The sequence below is a fragment of the Bizionia sediminis genome, assembly GCF_042684585.1.
In the GTDB taxonomy this organism is placed as follows: domain Bacteria; phylum Bacteroidota; class Bacteroidia; order Flavobacteriales; family Flavobacteriaceae; genus Algorimicrobium; species Algorimicrobium sediminis.
This window is the reverse complement of record NZ_JBHULS010000003.1, coordinates 238,836-259,571: the sequence shown is the minus strand read 5'-3', so window position 1 is coordinate 259,571 and position 20,736 is coordinate 238,836. Positions and strand designations below refer to the sequence as shown.

Below are 20,736 nucleotides of genomic sequence, written 5' to 3'. Positions count from 1 at the left end.
ACCTTTTTTAAGGTGTTTATTTAGCGGCAGATTTGAGCTTTTTATTTTGCTTAAAACTAGCATATAATAAAAGTCCCATACCAAGCATAACAGACATATCGGCAATATTGAAAATACCAGTTCTAAAAACGCCCCCTAAATCTATGTGAAAATAATCGGTAACAGAACCGTAAACAAAACGATCAAAAACATTAGAAACACCGCCACCAACTATACAACAAAAACCTACAAGCGACAGCTTATCTAAGGTTTTGTTTTTAAACAGATAATACACAACATAGCCCAAAACAAGGGTTGGTAATCCTAAAAGAAAAATGACACGCATAACCGGGTTGAAATCGCTTCCCATCCCTAAAAAAGCACCGGAATTTTCCACGTTATGCAACGTAAATAGGTCGCCTATAATAGGAGTTTGACTTCCAGGAACAACTTCGGCTCTGACAATGATTTTCGAAACTTGATCGATAATAATATTAAAGACTATAATGGTTATAATCCAAGCAGTACGCGTTAATTTCATGAGGCATCCGTTTCAAAAACGGCCGAAGCCGTTTCCGCGTTTCTATTAATTTTTTTCACCAAACCTTGTAAAACTTTACCTGGCCCTACTTCGGTAAATAATGTGGCGCCATCTGTTATCATTTGCTCTACAGACTGTGTCCATTTAACAGGCGCTGTAAGTTGGGAAATCAGGTTGGTTTTAATAGCGGCCTCGTCTGTTACGGCACTTGCTGTAACATTTTGGTAAATAGGACAAATAGGTTTGGAAAAGGTGGTTGCCTCTATAGCGGCAGCCAATTCCTCGCGAGCAGGTTCCATTAGTGGCGAATGAAAGGCGCCACCAACGGGTAATACTAAAGCACGGCGAGCACCTGCTTCTTTTAAAGCATTGCAAGCCTTGTCTACAGCCTCAATTTCTCCTGAAATAACTAACTGTCCCGGACAGTTGTAGTTTGCTGCTACAACAATACCTGCTGTATCGGCACATATTTGCTCTACTATAGCATCGTCTAGTCCTAAAACGGCAGCCATGGTACTTGGTTGCATTTCGCAGGCTTGTTGCATGGCTAAAGCACGTTTAGAAACTAACTTTAGGCCATCTTCAAAATTCATACAGCCGTTGGCAACCAAGGCTGAAAATTCGCCTAAAGAATGCCCAGCTACCATGTTTGGTTTAAAATGAGATCCTAAAACTTTGGCTAAAATAACCGAATGTAAAAATATTGCGGGTTGGGTAACTTTAGTCTGTTTTAAGTCCTCGGCAGAGCCTTCAAACATGATATCTGTAATATTAAATCCTAAAATGTTGTTAGCCAATTCAAATAATTCTTGGGCTACAGCCGATTTTTCGTAAAGGTCCAAGCCCATTCCGCTAAATTGCGCACCTTGGCCTGGAAATATATATGCGTTCATAGTTTTCAAAATTTTGTGTCGCAAAAATAGGAAATTTTAAATTAGTTTAAGCGGGGCTTTTTACTATTATATCATGCCAGTTTTCTAGAGTGCGTGCACATGAGCACTTTTATGAGGCACAAGCAGCCTCTGCACAACGCTCACCATCCATGGCTGCAGAAACGATACCACCTGCATAACCAGCACCCTCTCCACAAGGGTATAAGCCAGCTATTTGGATATGCTCCAATTGTTTGTTACGTGGTATGCTTACTGGCGAGGATGTTCTAGATTCTACACCAATAATGTTGGCTTGTTCGGTAAAGTACCCATGCATTTTTGAGCCAAATGCTTTAAACCCTTGGCGTAACCTATGGCCTATTATTCGCGGTAAAAGGGCGTGTAAAGGTGCTGAATTTAAACCGGGTTGGTAGGAGCTTGGGTTGAGACTAGCAGACATGTTGCCTGATACAAAATCTGTTAAGCGCTGGGCAGGTGCGGTTTGATTTCTGCCACCGGCTGTAAAAGCCAAGCGCTCCAGGCTTTTTTGGTATTCCAAGCCTTTTAAAGCGCCAAAGTGTTCAAATTTTGGTAAATCGGTGTGTACATTTATTTCTACAACAATACCCGAGTTAGCAAATTGGTTGTTGCGTTTTGAAGGCGACATCCCGTTAACTACCACTTCGCCAGGTGCTGTAGCAGCAGGTACAATGAAGCCACCAGGGCACATGCAAAATGAGTAAACTCCCCTGTTATTAACTTGGTGCACCAAACTATAGGAAGCTGCTGGTAACAAATCGTGGCGCGGACCACTGCAATGATACTGAATGTTGTCTATAAGTTCCTGCGGATGTTCTGCACGAACACCCATAGCAAACGATTTTGCCTCTATGCTAATACCTTTTCTATGCAGTAAATAAAATATATCACGAGCAGAATGCCCTGTAGCTAAAATAACCCGATTGGCGGACATTACTTCACCGCTTTGCAGCACAAGGCCTTGTATGGCATTTTGTTTGATAATAAAGTCTGTTACCCTAGTTTCAAAATAAATTTCGCCACCAAATTTTAAAATAGTTTCTCGGATATTCTGAACTATTTTTGGCAATTTATTGGTGCCAATATGTGGATGCGCATCTACTAGAATTTGACTGGTAGCACCGTGGTATACCAAGTTTTCAAAAATACGCCGCACGTCGCCACGCTTTAAGCTTCGGGTGTATAGTTTGCCGTCGCTGTAGGTGCCAGCGCCTCCTTCGCCAAAGCAATAATTGGAGTCTTCATTAACAATATGGTCCCTATTTATGGCTTTTAAATCCCGGCGCCTGTCTTTTACATTTTTGCCGCGCTCCAATATAATGGGCTTAAATCCTAGCTCAATGCAACGTAAAGCTGCGTACATACCAGCTGGGCCAAAGCCAACTATATGAATGGGTTTTGCTGCAGATACATCCTGATAGTTGAAATTATAAGTTGAGGTGTTTGGAACAGGTTCGTTTATATAAACGGCCACCTTATAATTAAAAACAATAAGAGGTTTTCGGGCATCGATAGACTTTCGAAGTACCTGAATACCAGAAATTTGTGTTTGGTTTACTTGAAGAAATTCGGCCGCTTTTTTAAGTAATATGTCGGTTTGTTCTTCCTCTTGTAAAGTGACACGTAATTGAATGGTTTTAAGCATGTAACGAATGTAATTAAAAACGGCTAAAACTTATAAAAACGGCTGGCATCTTTCTTATATTTTTCACCGTCTTATATAGGTAATAAAAGAGAAACTGTACGCATGATGTGCATCTTTTTCATGAGTGGTTTTAGTTACTTCTTTCCAAACAGACGTGTCTATCTCGGGAAAAAATGTATCCGCTTCAAAATTATCATGTACTCGGGTTAGCTCAATTTTATGAGCTATGGCCATGGCTTGTTTGTAAATATCGCCACCGCCAATTATAAAGGGTTGGCTATCTGCGCGAGCAGCATCTAGCGCATCGTCTAGATTATGAACAACAATTACGCCCTGTGGAGCCTGGTAATTTTTTTGACGCGAAATAACAATATGTGTGCGATTAGGTAGTGGTTTGGGAAAACTTTCAAATGTTTTTCGGCCCATAATTATGTGGTGGCCACTTGTAAGCGTTTTAAATCGTTTTAAATCGTCTGTTAAATGCCAAATTAACGCATTGTTTTTACCAATGGCATTGTTTTCTGCTGCAGCAACTATAATGGTTGCGTTAGTTTTGCTAGAGCTTGGTTTTACTGTTTTTTTTTCTGGAATTGGTAAATCTTTAGCTACTTGCTGTTTTAATTCTTCAATACGTTTTTGTTGTTTAGAAACTAAAATATTGAGTTGTTTTTCTTCCCATTTCTTGCTTAAAAGTTTGGACGTAACATAAACAGTAAACAAGTGATAGATAAATAGGAATAACCACAAGCCAATAGCGTATACAAACCAATCTATATTAAACAACTTTATGTTTTGCCCAATGCCTAAAACTGTATTGGCAAGAATTAAAAATACAGACCCAATAAGAAACACAACAAAGTGGGCATACAAGCGTTTTTTTTGCTTAATGCGTTTTTGTGCTGTTTCAATAAGTTCTAGTTGCTCTTTATCTATTGTGGGCGTTTCTTTTTTAGTGCCAAACATGACTTCCTTCTTTTATGTAAATGTAGCTATTTTCTAATAAATAACCTGTAAAAAGCTACTTTTCATTTTATTGAAACGGAATCCATATTAAACAGGTATCTCACCTGTGCAGCAAAGGTATAGGTAAAATATTTATACAGTTTTTTGGCTTTTTGCAAGCGTTAAAAAACAATTAAATTGCTACTTGACCTTTTATAGGAGGATGCGGATTATAGCCTTCTAGCGTAAAATCTTCAAATTTGAAATCGAATATATTAGTGACTTCCGGATTTAGCCGCACTTTTGGTAGAGGCCTTAAATCGCGCGATAATTGTAATTTTAATTGTTCGTGGTGGTTGCTGTATATGTGCGCATCGCCAAAGGTGTGAATAAATTCTCCTGGTTGGTAACCACATACTTGTGCCATCATCATGGTAAATAAAGCGTAGGAAGCAATGTTAAAAGGAACCCCCAAAAATATATCGGCACTGCGTTGGTACAATTGGCAAGATAACTTCCCATTGGCCACGTAAAACTGAAAAAAAGCATGGCAGGGAGGCAGGGCTGCTTTGCCATTGGCTACATTGGCGCTAAACGATTTGGACGTGTCTGGCATAACAGACGGATTCCATGCAGAAACAAGCATACGCCGACTATCGGGATTTGTTTTTAGCGTGTTTACTATATCTGAAATTTGATCGATATCATCATTATTCCAGTTCCGCCATTGGTGACCGTAAACGGGGCCTAAATTACCAGCTTCATCGGCCCATTCGTTCCAAATACGTACCCCATTATTTTGAAGATAAGTTATATTAGTGTCGCCTTTTAAAAACCACAACAGTTCGTAAACTATAGATTTAAAGTGAAGCTTTTTGGTGGTTACCATGGGGAACCCATCATCTAAGTTAAAACGCATTTGATAGCCAAACACGCTTTTTGTACCCGTTCCTGTGCGGTCGTCTTTTTGATTACCATTCTCTAATACATGCTTAACTAAATCGTGATATTGTTTCATAGTATCCCTTACTAAAATTAGCCCCTTAAATTATAAAATTAAGGTTACAATAAATTGTTTTTGAAAACAATTAGATTGCGAAAATACAAAAACAAATTGATGACTAGAGGCACTAATTTTTAAAAACTGATAAGCTTGTTTTAATAAAAACATACAGGGTAAAGTGTTTTAAGCAATAAATAGGTTTCTAATTAGCCTATAATTATGCCGGCAATAGTTGCCGAAATTAAAGAAGCAAAGGTGCCTCCAAAAAGGACTTTCATACCAAATTCGGATAGTGTTTTACGTTGCCCAGGCGCTAAAGATTTAGTGCCCCAATTTGAATATAATAGGGGCGGAAAGTGTTTTAAGCAGTAAATAGGTTCCTAATTAGCCTATAATCATGCCAGCAATAGTTGCTGAAATTAAAGAAGCAAAGGTGCCTCCAAAAAGGGCTTTCATACCAAATTCGGATAGTGTTTTACGTTGCCCAAGCGCTAAAGATTTAGTGCCCCAATTTGAAGATAATAGGGGCGAAAAGTGTTTTAAGCAGTAAATAGGTTCCTAATTAGCCTATAATCATGCCAGCAATAGTTGCCGAAATTAAAGAGGCAATGGTGCCACCAATAAGGGCTTTCATACCAAATTCCGATAATGTTTTACGTTGCCCAGGCGCTAAAGAGCCAATGCCTCCAATTTGAATACCAATAGAGGCAAAGTTGGCAAATCCGCATAACATATAGGTAGCCATGATAATGGATTTGTTGTAGTTTAAGTGCACCTCGTTGGCAACATTTTTTAAGTCGGCTAACTGTATGTAACCAACAAATTCACTTGCTGCTAGTTTGATGCCTAAAAGTTGGCCCATCATCATAATATCTTCTGTAGCAACCCCAATGAGCCACATAAGCGGAGCAAAAATAGTTCCTAAAATAGCTTCCAACGAAAGGGCTGGATAAGGTGTATTACTGGCCATCCAAGTATTTAAAGTGGAAACATTTCCAACCCATCCCAATATGCCGTTTAGCATAGCAATAAAAGCCACAAAAACGAGCAACATAGCGCCTACATTTACCGCCAAACGCAGGCCTTCCGTGGTGCCATTAGCAATAGCGTCCAGGATATTAGCACCTATTTTTTCGGAAGATACCGTAACATCGGTGTTAATTTTTTCTGTTTGTGGGTATAGTATTTTTGAGATAACAATGGCGCCGGGTGCAGCCATAACCGAAGCAGCTAACAAATGTTTGGCGTATATAAGGCGCATGGCAGGGTCGTCTCCGCCCAAGAAACCAATATAAGCAGCTAGCACAGCGCCGGCTACTGTGGCCATTCCGCCTATCATAACCAAGAGGATTTCGGATTTGGTCATTTTTTCTAGATAGGCCTTAATAAGAAGTGGTGCCTCGGTTTGCCCTAAAAAGATATTTCCTGCAACGCTTAAACTCTCGGCTCCTGAAATTTTAAGTAATTTGGATAGCAGTAAAGCCATTAATTTTACAGCCCGTTGAATAATACCCAAATAAAATAAAACAGATGTTAAGGCCGAAAAGAAAATAATAGTAGGCAATACTTGAAAGGCAAAAATAAAACCGAAGGTATCCATATCTACCACCAAACCTTCAAACAAAAACTTGCTTCCTGCTCTGGTAAAATCCAAAATACTTATAAATAAGCCTCCTACACCTTCAAAAGCACTTTGAATAAAAGGTACCTTTAAAACACCAATAGCAATTATTAATTGAAATGCCAATCCAATACCAACCGTTTTCCAGTTAACGGCACGCCTGTTGTTGCTAAACAGGAAGGCGATAAAAATTAAGGAAACCATTCCTAATGCGCCCCGCCAAAGACTGTTTAAAGAAAATCCTTGACTAGGAATAATAGCTTCGGTTGTGCTGGCAGTTTCGGTAATTGGTAAAGGGTCTAAACTAGTGGGCGCTTGAAAACTGTAGGTTAAATTATTGGCAGTAAATATAAGAGTTGAGTCTGTTAACGTGGCAATTTTATAGCGCTTAATGGTTTCTGTGGGTTGGTTGTAAAAGAATACCAATAAATTATTTTGAAGCATATAATCTCCCGAGGCCGTTACTGTGTCGTTATCTTTAAGTGCAAATTCAAATTCGCCATTTTCTAGGTTAAGGACATCGGTATAAGGGTGAATGGAATTGTTGGAACTCCCTATTTGATTGGTTACAGATTCAAAAGCCCATTTTTTAGAAATATCTTGTGCTTGAAGGTTTACAAGGCAAAAAAGAAGGGTTGTTAAGGCTAGAAATAGCTGTTTCATTTGGTGTAAGTTATTTTTTACAATCTTTAAATCACCGGTATGTTTTAGGTAGTAGTCAGATTGTTGGTCCAATTTGTAACGGCAAATTAGTATTTATGGGGTTAACGTTTTGATATTTCATCGCGTATTTTTGCCGCTTTTTCATAATTTTCATTGGCAACAGCCTCGTCTAACAAGCTGTTTAGTTCCTCTAGGGTTTTAGCTTTGTAGTTCTCTGGTTCGTTACTGGTTTCTAATTCATCGGATATTAAATCGTCTACCAAAACGGAGTCGGTTTCGGTTTCTTCCTCGTTCTCTGGATTTATTTTTAGATAAATTCCAGCTTTGTCCAGAATGTTTTTATAGGTAAATATAGGAGCTTGAAAACGTAGAGCTAATGCAATAGCATCGCTGGTTCTGGCGTCAATAATTTCTTCGTTTTCGTCTCGTTCGCAAATAATACTGGAATAAAACACCCCATCTACGAGTTTGTGAATAATTACTTGCTTAACAATAATATTAAACCGATCTGCAAAATCTTTAAACAAATCGTGTGTAAGTGGTCTGGGTGGTCTAATTTCTTTTTCTAAAGCAATAGCAATGGATTGGGCTTCAAAAGCGCCAATAACTATAGGTAGTTTTCTGTCGCCATCTACTTCATTTAGTATGAGTGCATAGGCACCATTTTGGGTTTGGCTATAGGATATTCCTTTAATATTTAGTCGAACTAAACTCATAATAAAATTAAAAAACAAAGAACTGTTTAAATTAGGACTTTACCAAACCATATGAAACAGTTTTAGTAATTTATACTAACCTAAACAGTCCTTTTTATAAATACAATTTAAAAAAATATATTTATTGTTGGGCTTGAAATGCTTTTAATTTTGTAATTAGTTCTGGCACTACTTCAAAGGCATCGCCTACAATTCCATAATCGGCAGCCTTAAAAAATGGCGCTTCAGGATCGGTGTTAATAACCACTTTTACTTTTGATGCATTAATACCTGCCAAATGCTGAATAGCACCAGAGATACCAATGGCAATGTACAAGTTAGAAGCTACTGGTTTTCCCGTTTGTCCAACGTGTTCGCCATGTGGTCGCCATCCTAAATCGCTAACAGGTTTGGAACATGCAGTTGCCGCACCCAGTACATCGGCTAATTCCTCAATCATTCCCCAATTTTCAGGTCCTTTTAGGCCACGACCTGCAGAGACTACTACTTCGGCATCTGCAATGGTTACTTGTCCTGTAACTTTATCTACGGCATCCACATGCACGCCCATTTCTGGAATGTTTGGTGCAAAATCGGTTGCTGTTGCTGGAGCTGTATTTTCGGTTACCCCAAAAGCATTTTTAGAAACGCCCACTAATTTAACAGGTGTTTCAATGGTTGTCATGTTAAAAGCTTTGTTGGTAAAAGCGGTGCGCTTCACGGTAAATGGAGCAACACTTTCAGGTGCAGCAACCACGTTAGGGGCGTAGCCAGCTTCAAGATTAATAGCTAAAATAGGCGCTAAATATTTACTATCGGCACTGGAGCTTATAATAACCACTTGGGCACCTTCATTTTTTGCAGCTTCTGCAATGGCGCTGGCATAAGCATTTGCATTAAATTTTTCTAGACTAGCGTTGGTTACTTTTAAAACTTTATCGACACCATGCTGACCCAGTACACTGGTATCGCCGGCATTAAAAGTGATAGCTGTAACACTTGTGTTCATTTGTTCCGCAACAGCTTTTGCATAAGAAGCAACCTCTAAAGCGGTTTTTTTAAATTGTCCTTGTTCGGATTCTGTATATACTAAAACTGACATATTTTTTTGTTTTTAAAACTCAAACAATAGGCTGCGTAAGGCCCAGTTTGAATAAAATTTTTAAATCACTTTAGCTTCGTTGTGAAGTAAGTTTATTAATTCATCTATATTATCTGCATCAATAAGTTTTACCGCGCCTTTTGGTGCTGGTTTTTCAAATTTTACTGCTGCGGTTTCTGTTTTTGCGTCAATAGGTTCTTTTACTTCAAGCGGCTTTTTTCTGGCCATCATAATACCACGCATGTTTGGGATGCGTAAGTCGCTTTCTTCAACCAAACCTTTTTGACCACCAATAACTAATGGTAAACTAGTAGTAACTGTTTCTTTACCACCATCAATTTCGCGCATGGCTTTCACGGTTGTTCCGTCTACTTCTAAACTAATACAGTTGGTTACAAAGTTGGCGTTGGTTAATGCTGCTAACATGCCTGGCACCATGCCACCATTGTAGTCAATAGATTCGCGTCCGGCAATAACTAAATCGTAACCACCTTCTTTTACCACTGCCGCTAATTGTTTGGCAACTTGAAAACCATCTAAAGCTTCGGTGTTTACACGAATGGCATTGTCTGCACCAATAGCCAAGGCTTTACGTAAGGTTGGCTCTGTTTCTGGTCCACCTACGTTTACAACTGTAACGCTAGCGCCTTGTTTTTCTTTAAACCACATGGCACGCGTTAGTCCAAATTCATCATTGGGATTGATTACAAATTGAACCCCATTGGTGTCAAATTTTGAATCGCCATCTGTGAAATTAATCTTGGAAGTCGTATCAGGTACATGGCTAATACATACTAATATTTTCATATCTATTTTTTTTATTAAAATGTATACTCTATTTCAGGTTACGAAGTTAATTATTTTATTTTGAAATATTACTATGCACGCATAGTAAAAACAGCGGTTTAAACCTTTTTAGGTCGTTTGGCGCCATAATTTAGTATTTTATTAACGTAACAAGAAAAATAGGGCCTATAAAGCCCTGTTGCTTGGCTGCTAGATTTGCTAAATTGAAAGCAATGGCAGCATCTAATTTTTTATAGCAAATTGGTACGGTGTCACTTTTATTTATAGCGCATAGCTTCAGCCTGTTAGGTTGTAACTAATTAGGTTTTTTTATGGCCTTAATTAAAATTGAAAATAAAAATAAAACACGCCTCGTGTAGCATTCTTAAACCTGATATGGCGCAGCAGGAAGCAAGCGCAATTACACTGAACCTTCCCATTTAAAATTGAAATGTATTTCGGATTTAAAAATATGTTTTTTTGTTATCAATAATTCTTACTTTTGTTGTTTCGTAATTAAGATAAGTAAATGAAGACAATACAATTTAGAGAAGCGATTGCCGAAGCCATGAGCGAAGAAATGCGCCGTGACGAAAGTGTTTATTTAATGGGTGAAGAGGTAGCCGAGTATAATGGTGCTTATAAAGCATCTAAAGGTATGTTGGACGAGTTTGGTCCAAAACGCGTTATAGATACTCCTATTGCCGAGTTAGGTTTTGCCGGAATAGCTATTGGTTCTACCATGACAGGGAATAGACCTATTGTGGAGTACATGACCTTTAACTTCTCCTTGGTTGGTATTGATCAAATTATAAACAATGCGGCAAAAATCAGACAAATGTCTGGAGGGCAGTTTGCATGCCCAATTGTTTTTCGTGGGCCTACAGCATCAGCTGGTCAATTAGCGGCTACGCATTCTCAAGCTTTTGAAAGTTGGTTTGCAAATACACCTGGTTTAAAAGTTGTGGTACCATCCAACCCATACGATGCCAAAGGTTTGTTAAAGTCCGCTATACGCGATAACGATCCGGTTATTTTTATGGAAAGTGAGCAAATGTATGGCGATAAGGGCGAAATTCCTGAAGGCGAATACACCATTCCATTAGGCGTTGCCGATATTAAACGCGAAGGCACCGACGTCACAATTGTATCGTTTGGAAAAATTATAAAAGAAGCCTACACAGCGGCAGATGAGCTTGCTAAAGAAGGTATTTCTTGCGAAATATTAGATTTACGTACCGTGCGCCCAATGGACCGTAGTGCCATATTAAAATCGGTTAAAAAAACCAACCGTTTGGTGGTGCTAGAGGAAGCTTGGCCGTTTGGTAATGTAGCTACCGAAATTACGTATTTAGTGCAATCGGAAGCATTCGATTACCTAGACGCTCCTATTGTGCGCATAAATACCGCCGATACACCAGCACCTTACTCGCCGGTACTTTTAGAGGAATGGTTACCAAACCATACCGACGTTATAAAAGCGGTAAAAAAGGTAATGTATAAATAAAAACGCATTTTTTGCGTTTATAAAACTTCATTAGCTACCTTGCTGATGAAGTTTTTTTGTAATTATGAAATGTAATCTGTTTAGTTTTCTTTGTTTAGTGGCAACCACTTTTGTTTGGTCTCAAACAAAGGTAAGTGGCTATGTGTTCGATGAAAATAAAGAACCTGTTGCTTATGCAAATATTATTTTTAAGGGATCGTTTGAAGGAACTATAACCGATGAAAATGGCCGTTTTTATTTAGAATCCAACAACACTTGGAACACGCTTTTAGTATCCTTTGTAGGCTATAAAACCATAGAATTTCCACTACCAAAAAAAGTAAACTACGATTTAAATTTTACCATTGAAGAGGAAGCAGCTGCCTTAAATGAAGTTTTTATAATTACCGGAAAACAATCTAAAAAAGCAGACGAAAATCCAGCAATTGCCATCCTACAAAAAATATGGGAGCGAAAGCGCCAAAATGGCCTTAATCAATTTAAACAGTATGCTTACGACCGCTACGAGAAAGTAGAATTCGATTTAAACACCATTGATAGTGCCTTAATTGGCAGTAAATTATTTAAAGGAATGGAGTTTGTTTTTGAGCAGGTAGATACCTCGCGGGTAACAGGAAAAACCTATTTACCCATTTTTTTAAACGAGGAGGTTACAAAAGTTTACGGAGACAATAGTCTTAACAAGGAAAAAGTAGTTCTAAAAGGCAATAAAAATTCCGGTTTTAGTAACAATCAAAGCATTATTGCTTTCATAAAAGATTTGTACTCCGAATACGATGTTTACGATAATTACTTAAAATTTTTTGATAAAAGTTTTGTTAGTCCGCTATCCAAAACGGGTATAAATACCTACAATTACGTACTAAACGACAGCGCGTTTATAGATAACAAGTGGTGCTACAATATTGTATACTATCCAAGACGCAAAAACGAATTAACATTTAAAGGCGATTTTTGGGTAAACGACTCCACCTTTGCTATTAAAGAAATAAACATGCAAGCCTCTAAAAGTGCGAATATAAATTGGGTGAAAGAAATTTATATTGAACAAGAGTTTGAGGTGTTAAACGATTCCGTTTTTTTAATAAAGCGCGATTATTTTATGTCCGATTTCACCTTCAACAAAAAGGAAGATTCGCGCGGTGTTTATGGTAAACGCACTACGTTGTACGACAATTATAAGTTTAACGACCCAAAAGAGCCTGGATTTTACAAAGAGGAGGTTTTCGATTACAATATGGATGCCTATAACCGAGCCGATAGCTTTTGGGCAGAAAACCGCATGGAGGAACTAAATAAAGACGAGCGCGGTATTTATAAAATGCTGGATACCTTAAAAACGGTTAAAAAGTTTAACCGACTCTATAATTTGGGTAGTGTGTTGGCATCGGGTTATATTGAATTTGATGATTTAAATTTAGATTACGGTCCAATTTTTTCCACAGTAGGTTTTAACGATGTAGAAGGTCTTAGACTTCGCGCTGGCGCAAGAACATATTTTGGACCAAACGATTTGTGGCGCTTGCAAGGTTTTTTAGCCTACGGTTTTAAAGACGATAAGGTGAAATACGGGTTTTCGGCAAAATATTTATTAAACAAACGAAACCGATTAATTGTATCCGCAGGGCACAGGCGCGATGTGGAACAAATTGGCGCCAGTTTAACGAGTTCTACAGATGTTTTAGGACGCAGTTTGGCATCCAATGCGGTCTTTACAACGGCACCTAACGATAAGCTTTCCAATATTAATTTAACGGCTGTCGCGCTGGAAATAGAACCAATAAAAAATGTGCTGTTTCGTATTGGCGCCGACTACAGAACCCTGTCTTCAGCATCGTCTACCTTTAGTTTAGATTATGTGGACCCAGAGGAAGCCTCTGGTGTATCTTCAAATATTAAACAGTTGGAGAGCACTTTTGCAGTATCGTATTTTCCCGGCAGAAAAATGGTCGGATACGGCGTAGAGCGTCGTAACGCCAACGACACCTATGCCTCACTTTTTGCGCAATATACTTTAGGCGATAAAAATTTGTTTAACAGCGATTTTAATTACACCAAACTACAGTTTTCATATATTCAACCATGGCAAATAGGTGGGTACGGCCGCTTGTATTCCACTGTGGAACTGGGTAAAACTTTTGGAACAGTGCCACTAGGACTTTTAAGTGTTGTGCCAGGTAATCAATCTTATTTTTCAATATATAAATCCTTTTCACAATTAAACTACTATGAGTTTGTAACAGATACCTATGCTTCTTTACATTTGGAACACAACTTTAATGGTCGGTTGTTTTCACGCATTCCTTTTTTACGGAAACTAAACTGGCGTGAAATTGTTGGAATTAGAGGTGTTTGGGGCGATTTATCGGCAGAAAATGTAGCTATTAGTGCGCCGTCCAACATTCCATTAATTGCGCCAACAGACCAAATTTATTACGAATATAGTTTGGGTATTGGTAATATTTTTAAGGTATTTAGGTTGGATTTTAACTTCCGCGGCAACTACCGAAACTTACCCAACGCACGAAATTTTGGTGTTACAGGTAGCTTTGGTTTTAATTTTTAACGTGAAAACAGCGTTAAGCGTTATCTTTTTTTAAGGCAGTAACAAGTTACCAAATTTTAGTTGGCGACTTGTTAGTGGGTAATTCCTAACTGTTTTTTGTTGTCCAACCGTGCCTATTTCTGTATATTTGCAGCCTTTTAAACTAAATGAAAAGGAATTATTAATGACAGACCCAGCATTAGGGGCAAAAAGTAAGATTTATGACAACAAACGGAAAATTAACTTTCGATGTATTAATTGAAATACCAAAAGGAAGTAGAAATAAGTACGAGTATGATTTCGAATTAAAAAAAATACGTTTCGATAGGATGCTTTTTTCATCCATGATGTACCCAGCAGATTACGGTTTTATTCCAGAAACACTAGCCCTAGACGGCGATCCACTGGACGTTTTGGTGCTAGGGGGCGAACCAACTTTTCCCATGTGTGTAATGGAAGTAAAACCTATTGGTGTGTTCCATATGGCCGATGAAAAAGGTCCAGACGAAAAAATTATATGCGTACCAGTTTCAGATCCAATTTGGAACATCTTACACGATTTATCAGATATGAATCCGCACCAAATTAAGGAAATTGAACATTTCTTTCAGGTGTATAAAGATTTAGAAAAGAAAAAAGTTGACGTTGGTGGCTGGGGTAACGCAGAAGAAGCTTACGATATTTTAAATAAGTGTATTAAACGCTACGAAGAAAGCGAGCACAAAACTAACGGCGATTTTACCATTTAAATACCATTTTAAAACCATAAAAAAACCCTTCTGTAATTACGCAGAAGGGTTTTTTAGTTTTCAGGTATTTCATTACATTAGCCCTACTAATTAACTATTTAAAAATTAATAATATATGGAAGCAATAATGATTTACATGCCAATTGCTTTGGCACTTTTAGGATTACTTTACATGATAGTAAAGCAATCTTGGGTTATGAAACAAGACGCCGGAGACGGTAAAATGAAAGAAATTTCAGATCATATTTACGAGGGCGCTTTGGCTTTCTTAAATGCTGAATACAAATTACTCGCCTTTTTCGTGCTTATTGTTTCGGTGCTTTTGGCTATAGTAGCACATTTTGTTGAAACTACTAGTTATTTAATTGTTATTGCGTTTATTTTTGGGGCTATCTTTTCGGCGTTTGCAGGTAATATTGGTATGAAAATAGCAACCAAAACCAATGTAAGAACCACGCAAGCAGCCCGTACTAGCTTGCCAAATGCTCTTAAAATATCCTTTGGAGGTGGTACTGTTATGGGTCTGGGCGTTGCTGGTTTGGCCGTTCTAGGTTTAACAGGATTTTTCATTATTTTCTTTCAGTTATTTATGGATGGTGCTTGGACCAACACCATGGATATGACTATAGTTTTGGAAACTTTAGCTGGGTTTTCGCTAGGCGCCGAATCCATTGCTTTGTTTGCCAGAGTAGGTGGTGGTATTTATACAAAAGCTGCCGATGTTGGCGCCGATTTAGTAGGTAAAGTGGAAGCAGGTATACCAGAGGACGACCCAAGAAACCCAGCAACCATTGCCGACAATGTAGGCGATAACGTGGGCGATGTGGCAGGAATGGGAGCCGATTTATTTGGTTCGTATGTGGCTACAGTTCTTGCAGCTATGGTATTGGGTAATTATGTTATAAAAGATATGGGAGGTAATATTGTTTCCGAAGGCTTTGGCGGCATCGGACCTGTATTATTACCCATGGCTATTGCAGGTGCAGGAATAATTATTTCGGTTATTGGCACTATGTTGGTTAAAATAAAAAGTAATAATGCGAAAGAAGCACAAGTTATGGGTGCTTTAAATATCGGGAATTGGACCTCTATTGCATTAGTTGCTTTGTCCTGTTTTGGGTTGGTAACTTGGATGTTACCCGAAACCATGCAAATGAACTTTTTTGGTGAGGGCATGCAAAATATTTCATCTATGCGCGTATTTTATGCCACTTTAGTTGGCTTGTTTGTGGGGGCTGTAATTTCCTCTGTAACGGAATATTATACAGGCTTGGGTAAAAAACCTATTTTAAATATTGTACAGCAATCGTCAACTGGTGCCGGAACCAATATTATAGCTGGTTTAGCTACAGGTATGATTTCTACATTTCCATCCGTATTATTATTTGCAGGTGCTATTTGGGCTTCCTATGCTTTTGCTGGTTTTTACGGTGTGGCTTTAGCAGCCTCTGCTATGATGGCTACAACCGCAATGCAGTTGGCTATTGATGCTTTTGGTCCAATTTCAGATAACGCAGGAGGTATTGCCGAAATGAGCGAACAAGACCCTATTGTAAGGGAACGCACCGATATTTTAGACTCTGTAGGAAACACAACGGCAGCAACTGGTAAAGGTTTTGCCATTGCTTCGGCGGCGTTAACATCATTGGCATTGTTTGCTGCTTATGTAACGTTTACGGGTATTGATGGTATTAATATTTTTAAGGCGCCCGTATTAGCTATGTTGTTTGTGGGCGGTATGGTGCCTGTTGTTTTTTCGGCCCTAGCTATGAATGCCGTTGGAAAAGCTGCTATGGAAATGGTGGAAGAAGTACGCCGTCAGTTTAGAGAAATCCCAGGAATTATGGAAGGTACAGGTAAACCAGAATATGATAAGTGTGTGGCTATTTCTACGCAAGCGTCTTTAAAAGAAATGATGTTACCAGGGTTGCTAACCATAGGGTTTCCTATATTAATAGCATTTGTTCCTTTATTATTTGGTATGGAACCACGTGCCATTGCCGAAATGTTAGGTGGTTATATGGCGGGTGTAACAGTTTCTGGTGTGTTGTGGGCCATATTTCAAAATAATGCAGGTGGTGCATGGGACAATGCTAAAAAATCTTTTGAAGCTGGCGTTATGATTAACGGCGAAATGACTTACAAAGGCTCCGATGCACATAAAGCAGCCGTAACAGGCGATACCGTAGGCGATCCTTTTAAAGATACTTCCGGACCTTCTATGAATATTTTAATTAAACTTACATGTTTAATTGGTTTGGTAATTGCACCAATTTTAGGTGGTCATACAGCAGAAACAGGTGCAGTTGCAACAGAGAATGTGGAGATTACCGCAGATTTTGCGGCTAAAAAAGTGTATGTCGATTTTATTATCGAATCCAACGAGTACGCCAAAGCTATTATTAGTGTCTCCTCTATAATAGACGATAGGGTTTCTACAGAAGAGTTGGTTATTTCAGGAACGAAAGCCGAAGTGGATGCTAAAATTGCGGAACTTAAAAGTAAATCGTCTCAATTTAAAATGGATGTTACAGACAACAGAACTGAAAAATAAATTCGAGTTTAGCAACATAAACAACCAAAAAACCACGCTAAAAAGCGTGGTTTTTTAATTCCTTATTAAAACTTTTTTCTTAAATGAAATAGTATTTAAAACAGCCCATGAATTTCGGCTTCTATTTTGTTTATAATGGTGCCCAAGTCCTCCGGATTGGCTACAAAGTCCATGTGGTCCACATCTATTATTAGCAAATTTCCTTTGTCGTACCCATGAATCCAGGCTTCGTAACGTTCGTTTAGCCTACTTAAATAGTCAATACTAATGGTGTTCTCGTAATCGCGCCCCCGTTTATGTATCTGATTTACCAAATTAGGAATAGAGCTGCGCAAATAAATTAATAAATCGGGGCCTTGAACAAAGGATTCCATTAAGTCGAACAGCGAACGGTAATTTTCATAGTCGCGGTTAGTCATTAGGCCCATAGCGTGCAAATTCGGCGCAAAAATATGGGCATCCTCGTAAATAGTACGATCTTGAATAATGTCTTTACCACTTTCTCTAATTTGGCCTACTTGGCGAAACCGACTATTTAAAAAGTAAACTTGTAAATTAAAACTCCAGCGTTCCATTTGGTTGTAAAAATCATCTAAATACGGATTGTCTACAACATCTTCTAGTTGCGGCTCCCAGTTATAATGTTTGGCTAATAATTTGGTAAGTGTGGTTTTTCCTGCGCCTATATTTCCGGCTACTGCAACGTGCATATACTCTATTTTTTTAGTTGGAACTCATGAAGCATTTTCGAATCGTAAATATACAGTGTTTCGCCCGTTACTAAAAACTGATTTATTAACAAATTTGGTAAGTTAATAGGAGTTATTGTATGCGTCGCATCATTCAAAAAAAAGAGCTCATTGGTTTTTTGTAAAATCAGGTTATCTTGGTACAGGGCCATGGCCGAAAAACCTGTGTTCGGAATTTTGTAAAGCATGCTTCCAAAATACGTGTACTTATAAATGTAATTTTCGGTAAGCAGCCAGGCGTTATTATAATTACTTGTTAGGTCTAAAACACTGCTTGCTACAGGAAGTGTGGTAGCCCGCGTTGTTTTTATGCGGTAATCGTATAAGGTTAATTGCTGGTTGTCTAAGTTAAAAACCCACAAGGTATTATCGTTGCCTAACGATACAAACTGACTATTTATATAGGGTTGAACGGTATTAAAATCGATACGTAAAATTTCAGATAAACGGTTATCTAAAAGCACTACCGCGTTAAAATTCTTAAAAAAAAGAAGCAATTTTAAAGGATTAAAAACGGATGCCGAAGCAATGCTTCCTAATTGAAAATTACTGTAATTAACTGTATTCTGGTTGGTTTTTTTATAAAATGTATTGTTTGTTACATAATAAATTCCATCAAACTTATTTACCCCAATAAGCACGTCTGCTTCAAGCGGTGTGCTGTGCTTATTGCTTAGGGTTACGCTTGTTTGGGCACCTACAGGTAACCAGACTATAACAAATAAAAAGAAGAGTTGTTTCATAAAAGTAGAAAATTACAAAATTCATTCCAAACAAAAGCAACCAAATGGATGAAACGATTTATTTTATTTTATGAAAATTTTAACACTTACGTTTTTAACGTTTTTAACTTCTTTCAGTCTAAAGTGTAAAGAATAGCCATAAATTTAACAAAACTAAATATTTATTTCATGAATCACATCATTAAAACGCTGGGCATGGTTTGTTTGGCACTAGTATCTGTTAGTTATTCGCACGCCCAGCAAGATTTTCAGGGGATAGCGTATTACCAAACCAAAACCACAATGGATATAGATGGTTGGGGTGGACGCGATATGAGCGAACAACGAAAAAAACAAATTATGGAACGTATGAAAAGCTTTTTAGAAAAGACCTACGTTTTAACTTTTTCACAAACAGAATCGCTTTATAAAGAAGAAGAGAAACTGGAAACCCCAGGGAGCGGCAGAGGTTTTGGTATGATGGGCAGTTTTACCGGTGGCGCCCAATATAAAAATGTAAAAGAAAAGCAAATGCTTCAGGAGCAAGAGTTTTTTGGAAAACAGTTTTTAATTGTAGATGAGTTAAAAGATTTAAACTGGGAGTTGAGCGGCGAAACCAGACAAATTGGACAATATACTTGTTTTAAAGCAACGGCTGTTAAACCTGTAGATGAGTTTGATTGGACCAGCATGCGACGCCGATCGCGCGATAACGATAAAAAAGAAGCTACCGAAAAGAGCAAAGATTCAGCCAATGTAGCAGTAGATTCTACCACTACAGCCTCTACAAGCAAAGATTTTATGTCTGAAATAGAAGTGCCAAAGGAAATTACCGTTACAGCATGGTACACACCACAAATACCAGTAAATAACGGTCCCGCCGAATACTGGGGACTACCAGGTCTTATTTTAGAAGTTAGTGCCGACAGAACTACAATACTTTGTTCTAAAATTGTACTTAACCCAGCTGAAAAAGAAGCTATAAAAAAACCATCTAAAGGGAAGGAAGTAACGCGCCAAGAGTACAACAAAATTATGAAAGATAAGATTGAAGAAATGCGCGAAATGTATGGTGGTCGTGGTGGCCGAGGTGGTCGTGGCCGCTAATTACTCAGTGTATTAACAGCAGCAACGTTTTTATATACCAACAAACAAAAAAAAGCATGAAACTACTAGGAATTAAATTAAAAATATTGGCTGCGGCATGCCTGTTTTCGGGGGTTATTAAAGCACAAGATTTTCAGGGGAAAGCCTACTATGCCACCAAATCTAAACTAGATTTAGGCACTTGGGGTGCTACCATGAGCGAGGCGCAAAAAAAGCAGGTACAAGAACGCCTAAAAAACCGATTGGAAAAAATATACATACTAACCTTTAATAAAGAAGCCTCTATTTATGAAGAGGACGAAAAGTTGGATGCTATTTCGGGGGCAACAGATTCTTGGGGAAAAAACTTTGCACCAGGAAAACAATATAAAAACATAAAAACCAATACCTTAAAGCAAAATCAAGAGTTTTATGGTAAACAGTTTCTCGTAACCGATAATCTTCAAGACATAAACTGGACACTAACTACAGATACTAAAAAAGTGGGTCAGTATACGTGTATGAAAGCGGTTGCCTTAGTGCCAACATCCGATTTGTATTGGTATGATTTTTCCTGGGACCGATTACGAGACAATCAAGCGCAAAACAACTCCGAAACAGCAGATAGCTTGCAAACAAAATCTATAAAAATGTCGCAAATTGAAGCTTGGTACACGCCACAAATTCCTGTTAGTCATGGGCCAGGTGCGTTTACAGGTTTGCCCGGTTTAATCTTGGAAGTTAGCGCAGACAATACCACTATTTTGTGTAGTAAAATTGTGATGAATCCGGAGGATAAAACGAACATTGAAGCACCTAGAAAAGGGACAGAGGTTTCTAAAAAAGACTATCAAGAAATTGTTATTAAAAAAATGGCAGAAATGCGCAATATGTATAGCGGCAGAAGAGGTCGTTAATTCTGAATACATGCTTATT

General features: G+C 38.2%; 19 protein-coding genes. 8 read left to right on the top strand and 11 right to left on the bottom strand.

Going from position 1 to position 20,736, the window contains the following annotated elements; all coding sequences use genetic code 11:
* Window positions 1–16: 16 nt before the first annotated feature.
* The 5 genes from lspA to ACFSQP_RS09215 all read right to left on the bottom strand — a co-directional run bounded on the left by lspA (window position 17) and on the right by ACFSQP_RS09215 (window position 5,036).
* Window positions 17–520: a signal peptidase II gene (gene lspA / locus ACFSQP_RS09235; RefSeq protein ID WP_376893705.1), complete on the bottom strand. Its 504-nt coding sequence runs from the start codon at window positions 518–520 to the stop codon at window positions 17–19.
* The gene (fabD, locus tag ACFSQP_RS09230) at window positions 517–1,413 is read right to left on the bottom strand and encodes an ACP S-malonyltransferase (RefSeq protein ID WP_376893703.1); all 897 of its coding nucleotides are present in this window, start codon (window positions 1,411–1,413) and stop codon (window positions 517–519) included. The genes lspA and fabD overlap by 4 nt, the downstream gene beginning before the upstream one ends.
* A 109-nt stretch (window positions 1,414–1,522) precedes the next feature.
* Window positions 1,523–3,076: an NAD(P)/FAD-dependent oxidoreductase gene (locus tag ACFSQP_RS09225; protein ID WP_376893700.1), complete on the bottom strand. Its 1,554-nt coding sequence runs from the start codon at window positions 3,074–3,076 to the stop codon at window positions 1,523–1,525.
* Window positions 3,077–3,139: 63 nt separating this feature from the next.
* Window positions 3,140–4,039, bottom strand: coding sequence for a dihydrofolate reductase (locus ACFSQP_RS09220; RefSeq protein ID WP_376893699.1), 900 nt, complete (start codon window positions 4,037–4,039; stop codon window positions 3,140–3,142).
* Between the two features lie 172 nt (window positions 4,040–4,211).
* On the bottom strand, window positions 4,212–5,036 hold the full coding sequence (locus ACFSQP_RS09215) for a thymidylate synthase (RefSeq protein ID WP_376893697.1): 825 nt from the start codon (window positions 5,034–5,036) through the stop codon (window positions 4,212–4,214).
* 204 nt (window positions 5,037–5,240) lie between these two features.
* On the opposite strand from ACFSQP_RS09215, the gene ACFSQP_RS09210 reads away from it, so the two are divergent.
* Both ACFSQP_RS09210 and ACFSQP_RS09205 read left to right on the top strand, forming a co-directional pair.
* Complete coding sequence (locus tag ACFSQP_RS09210) at window positions 5,241–5,393, top strand: hypothetical protein (RefSeq protein ID WP_376893695.1); 153 nt, start codon at window positions 5,241–5,243, stop codon at window positions 5,391–5,393.
* Window positions 5,394–5,418: 25 nt separating this feature from the next.
* On the top strand, window positions 5,419–5,571 hold the full coding sequence (locus tag ACFSQP_RS09205; RefSeq protein WP_376893693.1) for a hypothetical protein: 153 nt from the start codon (window positions 5,419–5,421) through the stop codon (window positions 5,569–5,571).
* Between the two features lie 12 nt (window positions 5,572–5,583).
* Here the strand turns inward: ACFSQP_RS09205 and ACFSQP_RS09200 are convergent, their stop codons facing one another.
* The 4 genes from ACFSQP_RS09200 to ACFSQP_RS09185 form a co-directional block, all read right to left on the bottom strand.
* Window positions 5,584–7,305, bottom strand: a complete 1,722-nt coding sequence (locus ACFSQP_RS09200) for a NupC/NupG family nucleoside CNT transporter (protein ID WP_376893691.1) — start codon at window positions 7,303–7,305, stop codon at window positions 5,584–5,586.
* A gap of 101 nt (window positions 7,306–7,406) precedes the next feature.
* The gene (locus tag ACFSQP_RS09195; protein WP_376893689.1) at window positions 7,407–8,021 is read right to left on the bottom strand and encodes a bifunctional nuclease family protein; all 615 of its coding nucleotides are present in this window, start codon (window positions 8,019–8,021) and stop codon (window positions 7,407–7,409) included.
* Between the two features lie 121 nt (window positions 8,022–8,142).
* Window positions 8,143–9,102, bottom strand: coding sequence for an electron transfer flavoprotein subunit alpha/FixB family protein (locus tag ACFSQP_RS09190; RefSeq protein ID WP_376893687.1), 960 nt, complete (start codon window positions 9,100–9,102; stop codon window positions 8,143–8,145).
* 60 nt (window positions 9,103–9,162) lie between these two features.
* Window positions 9,163–9,909: an electron transfer flavoprotein subunit beta/FixA family protein gene (locus ACFSQP_RS09185; RefSeq protein ID WP_376893686.1), complete on the bottom strand. Its 747-nt coding sequence runs from the start codon at window positions 9,907–9,909 to the stop codon at window positions 9,163–9,165.
* 508 nt (window positions 9,910–10,417) lie between these two features.
* Between ACFSQP_RS09185 and ACFSQP_RS09180 the strand changes: the two genes are divergently transcribed.
* From ACFSQP_RS09180 to ACFSQP_RS09165, 4 genes are all read left to right on the top strand, one after another.
* On the top strand, window positions 10,418–11,395 hold the full coding sequence (locus ACFSQP_RS09180) for a pyruvate dehydrogenase complex E1 component subunit beta (protein WP_376893684.1): 978 nt from the start codon (window positions 10,418–10,420) through the stop codon (window positions 11,393–11,395).
* Between the two features lie 64 nt (window positions 11,396–11,459).
* Window positions 11,460–13,961, top strand: a complete 2,502-nt coding sequence (locus tag ACFSQP_RS09175) for a DUF5686 and carboxypeptidase-like regulatory domain-containing protein (RefSeq protein WP_376893681.1) — start codon at window positions 11,460–11,462, stop codon at window positions 13,959–13,961.
* Window positions 13,962–14,161: 200 nt separating this feature from the next.
* Window positions 14,162–14,689, top strand: a complete 528-nt coding sequence (locus tag ACFSQP_RS09170) for an inorganic diphosphatase (protein WP_376893679.1) — start codon at window positions 14,162–14,164, stop codon at window positions 14,687–14,689.
* 115 nt (window positions 14,690–14,804) lie between these two features.
* Complete coding sequence (locus ACFSQP_RS09165) at window positions 14,805–17,243, top strand: sodium-translocating pyrophosphatase (RefSeq protein WP_376893676.1); 2,439 nt, start codon at window positions 14,805–14,807, stop codon at window positions 17,241–17,243.
* Between the two features lie 95 nt (window positions 17,244–17,338).
* Here ACFSQP_RS09165 and ACFSQP_RS09160 read toward each other — a convergent pair whose 3' ends face one another.
* A complete protein-coding gene (locus tag ACFSQP_RS09160; protein ID WP_376893673.1) occupies window positions 17,339–17,953 on the bottom strand; it encodes a deoxynucleoside kinase in 615 nt (204 codons plus the stop codon).
* 5 nt (window positions 17,954–17,958) lie between these two features.
* Window positions 17,959–18,735 carry a hypothetical protein gene (locus ACFSQP_RS09155; RefSeq protein ID WP_376893671.1) on the bottom strand — a complete coding sequence of 259 codons (777 nt, stop codon included), beginning with the start codon at window positions 18,733–18,735 and terminating at the stop codon, window positions 17,959–17,961.
* 168 nt (window positions 18,736–18,903) lie between these two features.
* Between ACFSQP_RS09155 and ACFSQP_RS09150 the strand changes: the two genes are divergently transcribed.
* Window positions 18,904–19,821 carry a GLPGLI family protein gene (locus ACFSQP_RS09150; RefSeq protein WP_376893668.1) on the top strand — a complete coding sequence of 306 codons (918 nt, stop codon included), beginning with the start codon at window positions 18,904–18,906 and terminating at the stop codon, window positions 19,819–19,821.
* Window positions 19,822–19,877: 56 nt separating this feature from the next.
* Window positions 19,878–20,717, top strand: a complete 840-nt coding sequence (locus tag ACFSQP_RS09145) for a GLPGLI family protein (RefSeq protein WP_376893667.1) — start codon at window positions 19,878–19,880, stop codon at window positions 20,715–20,717.
* Window positions 20,718–20,736 lie beyond the last annotated feature (19 nt).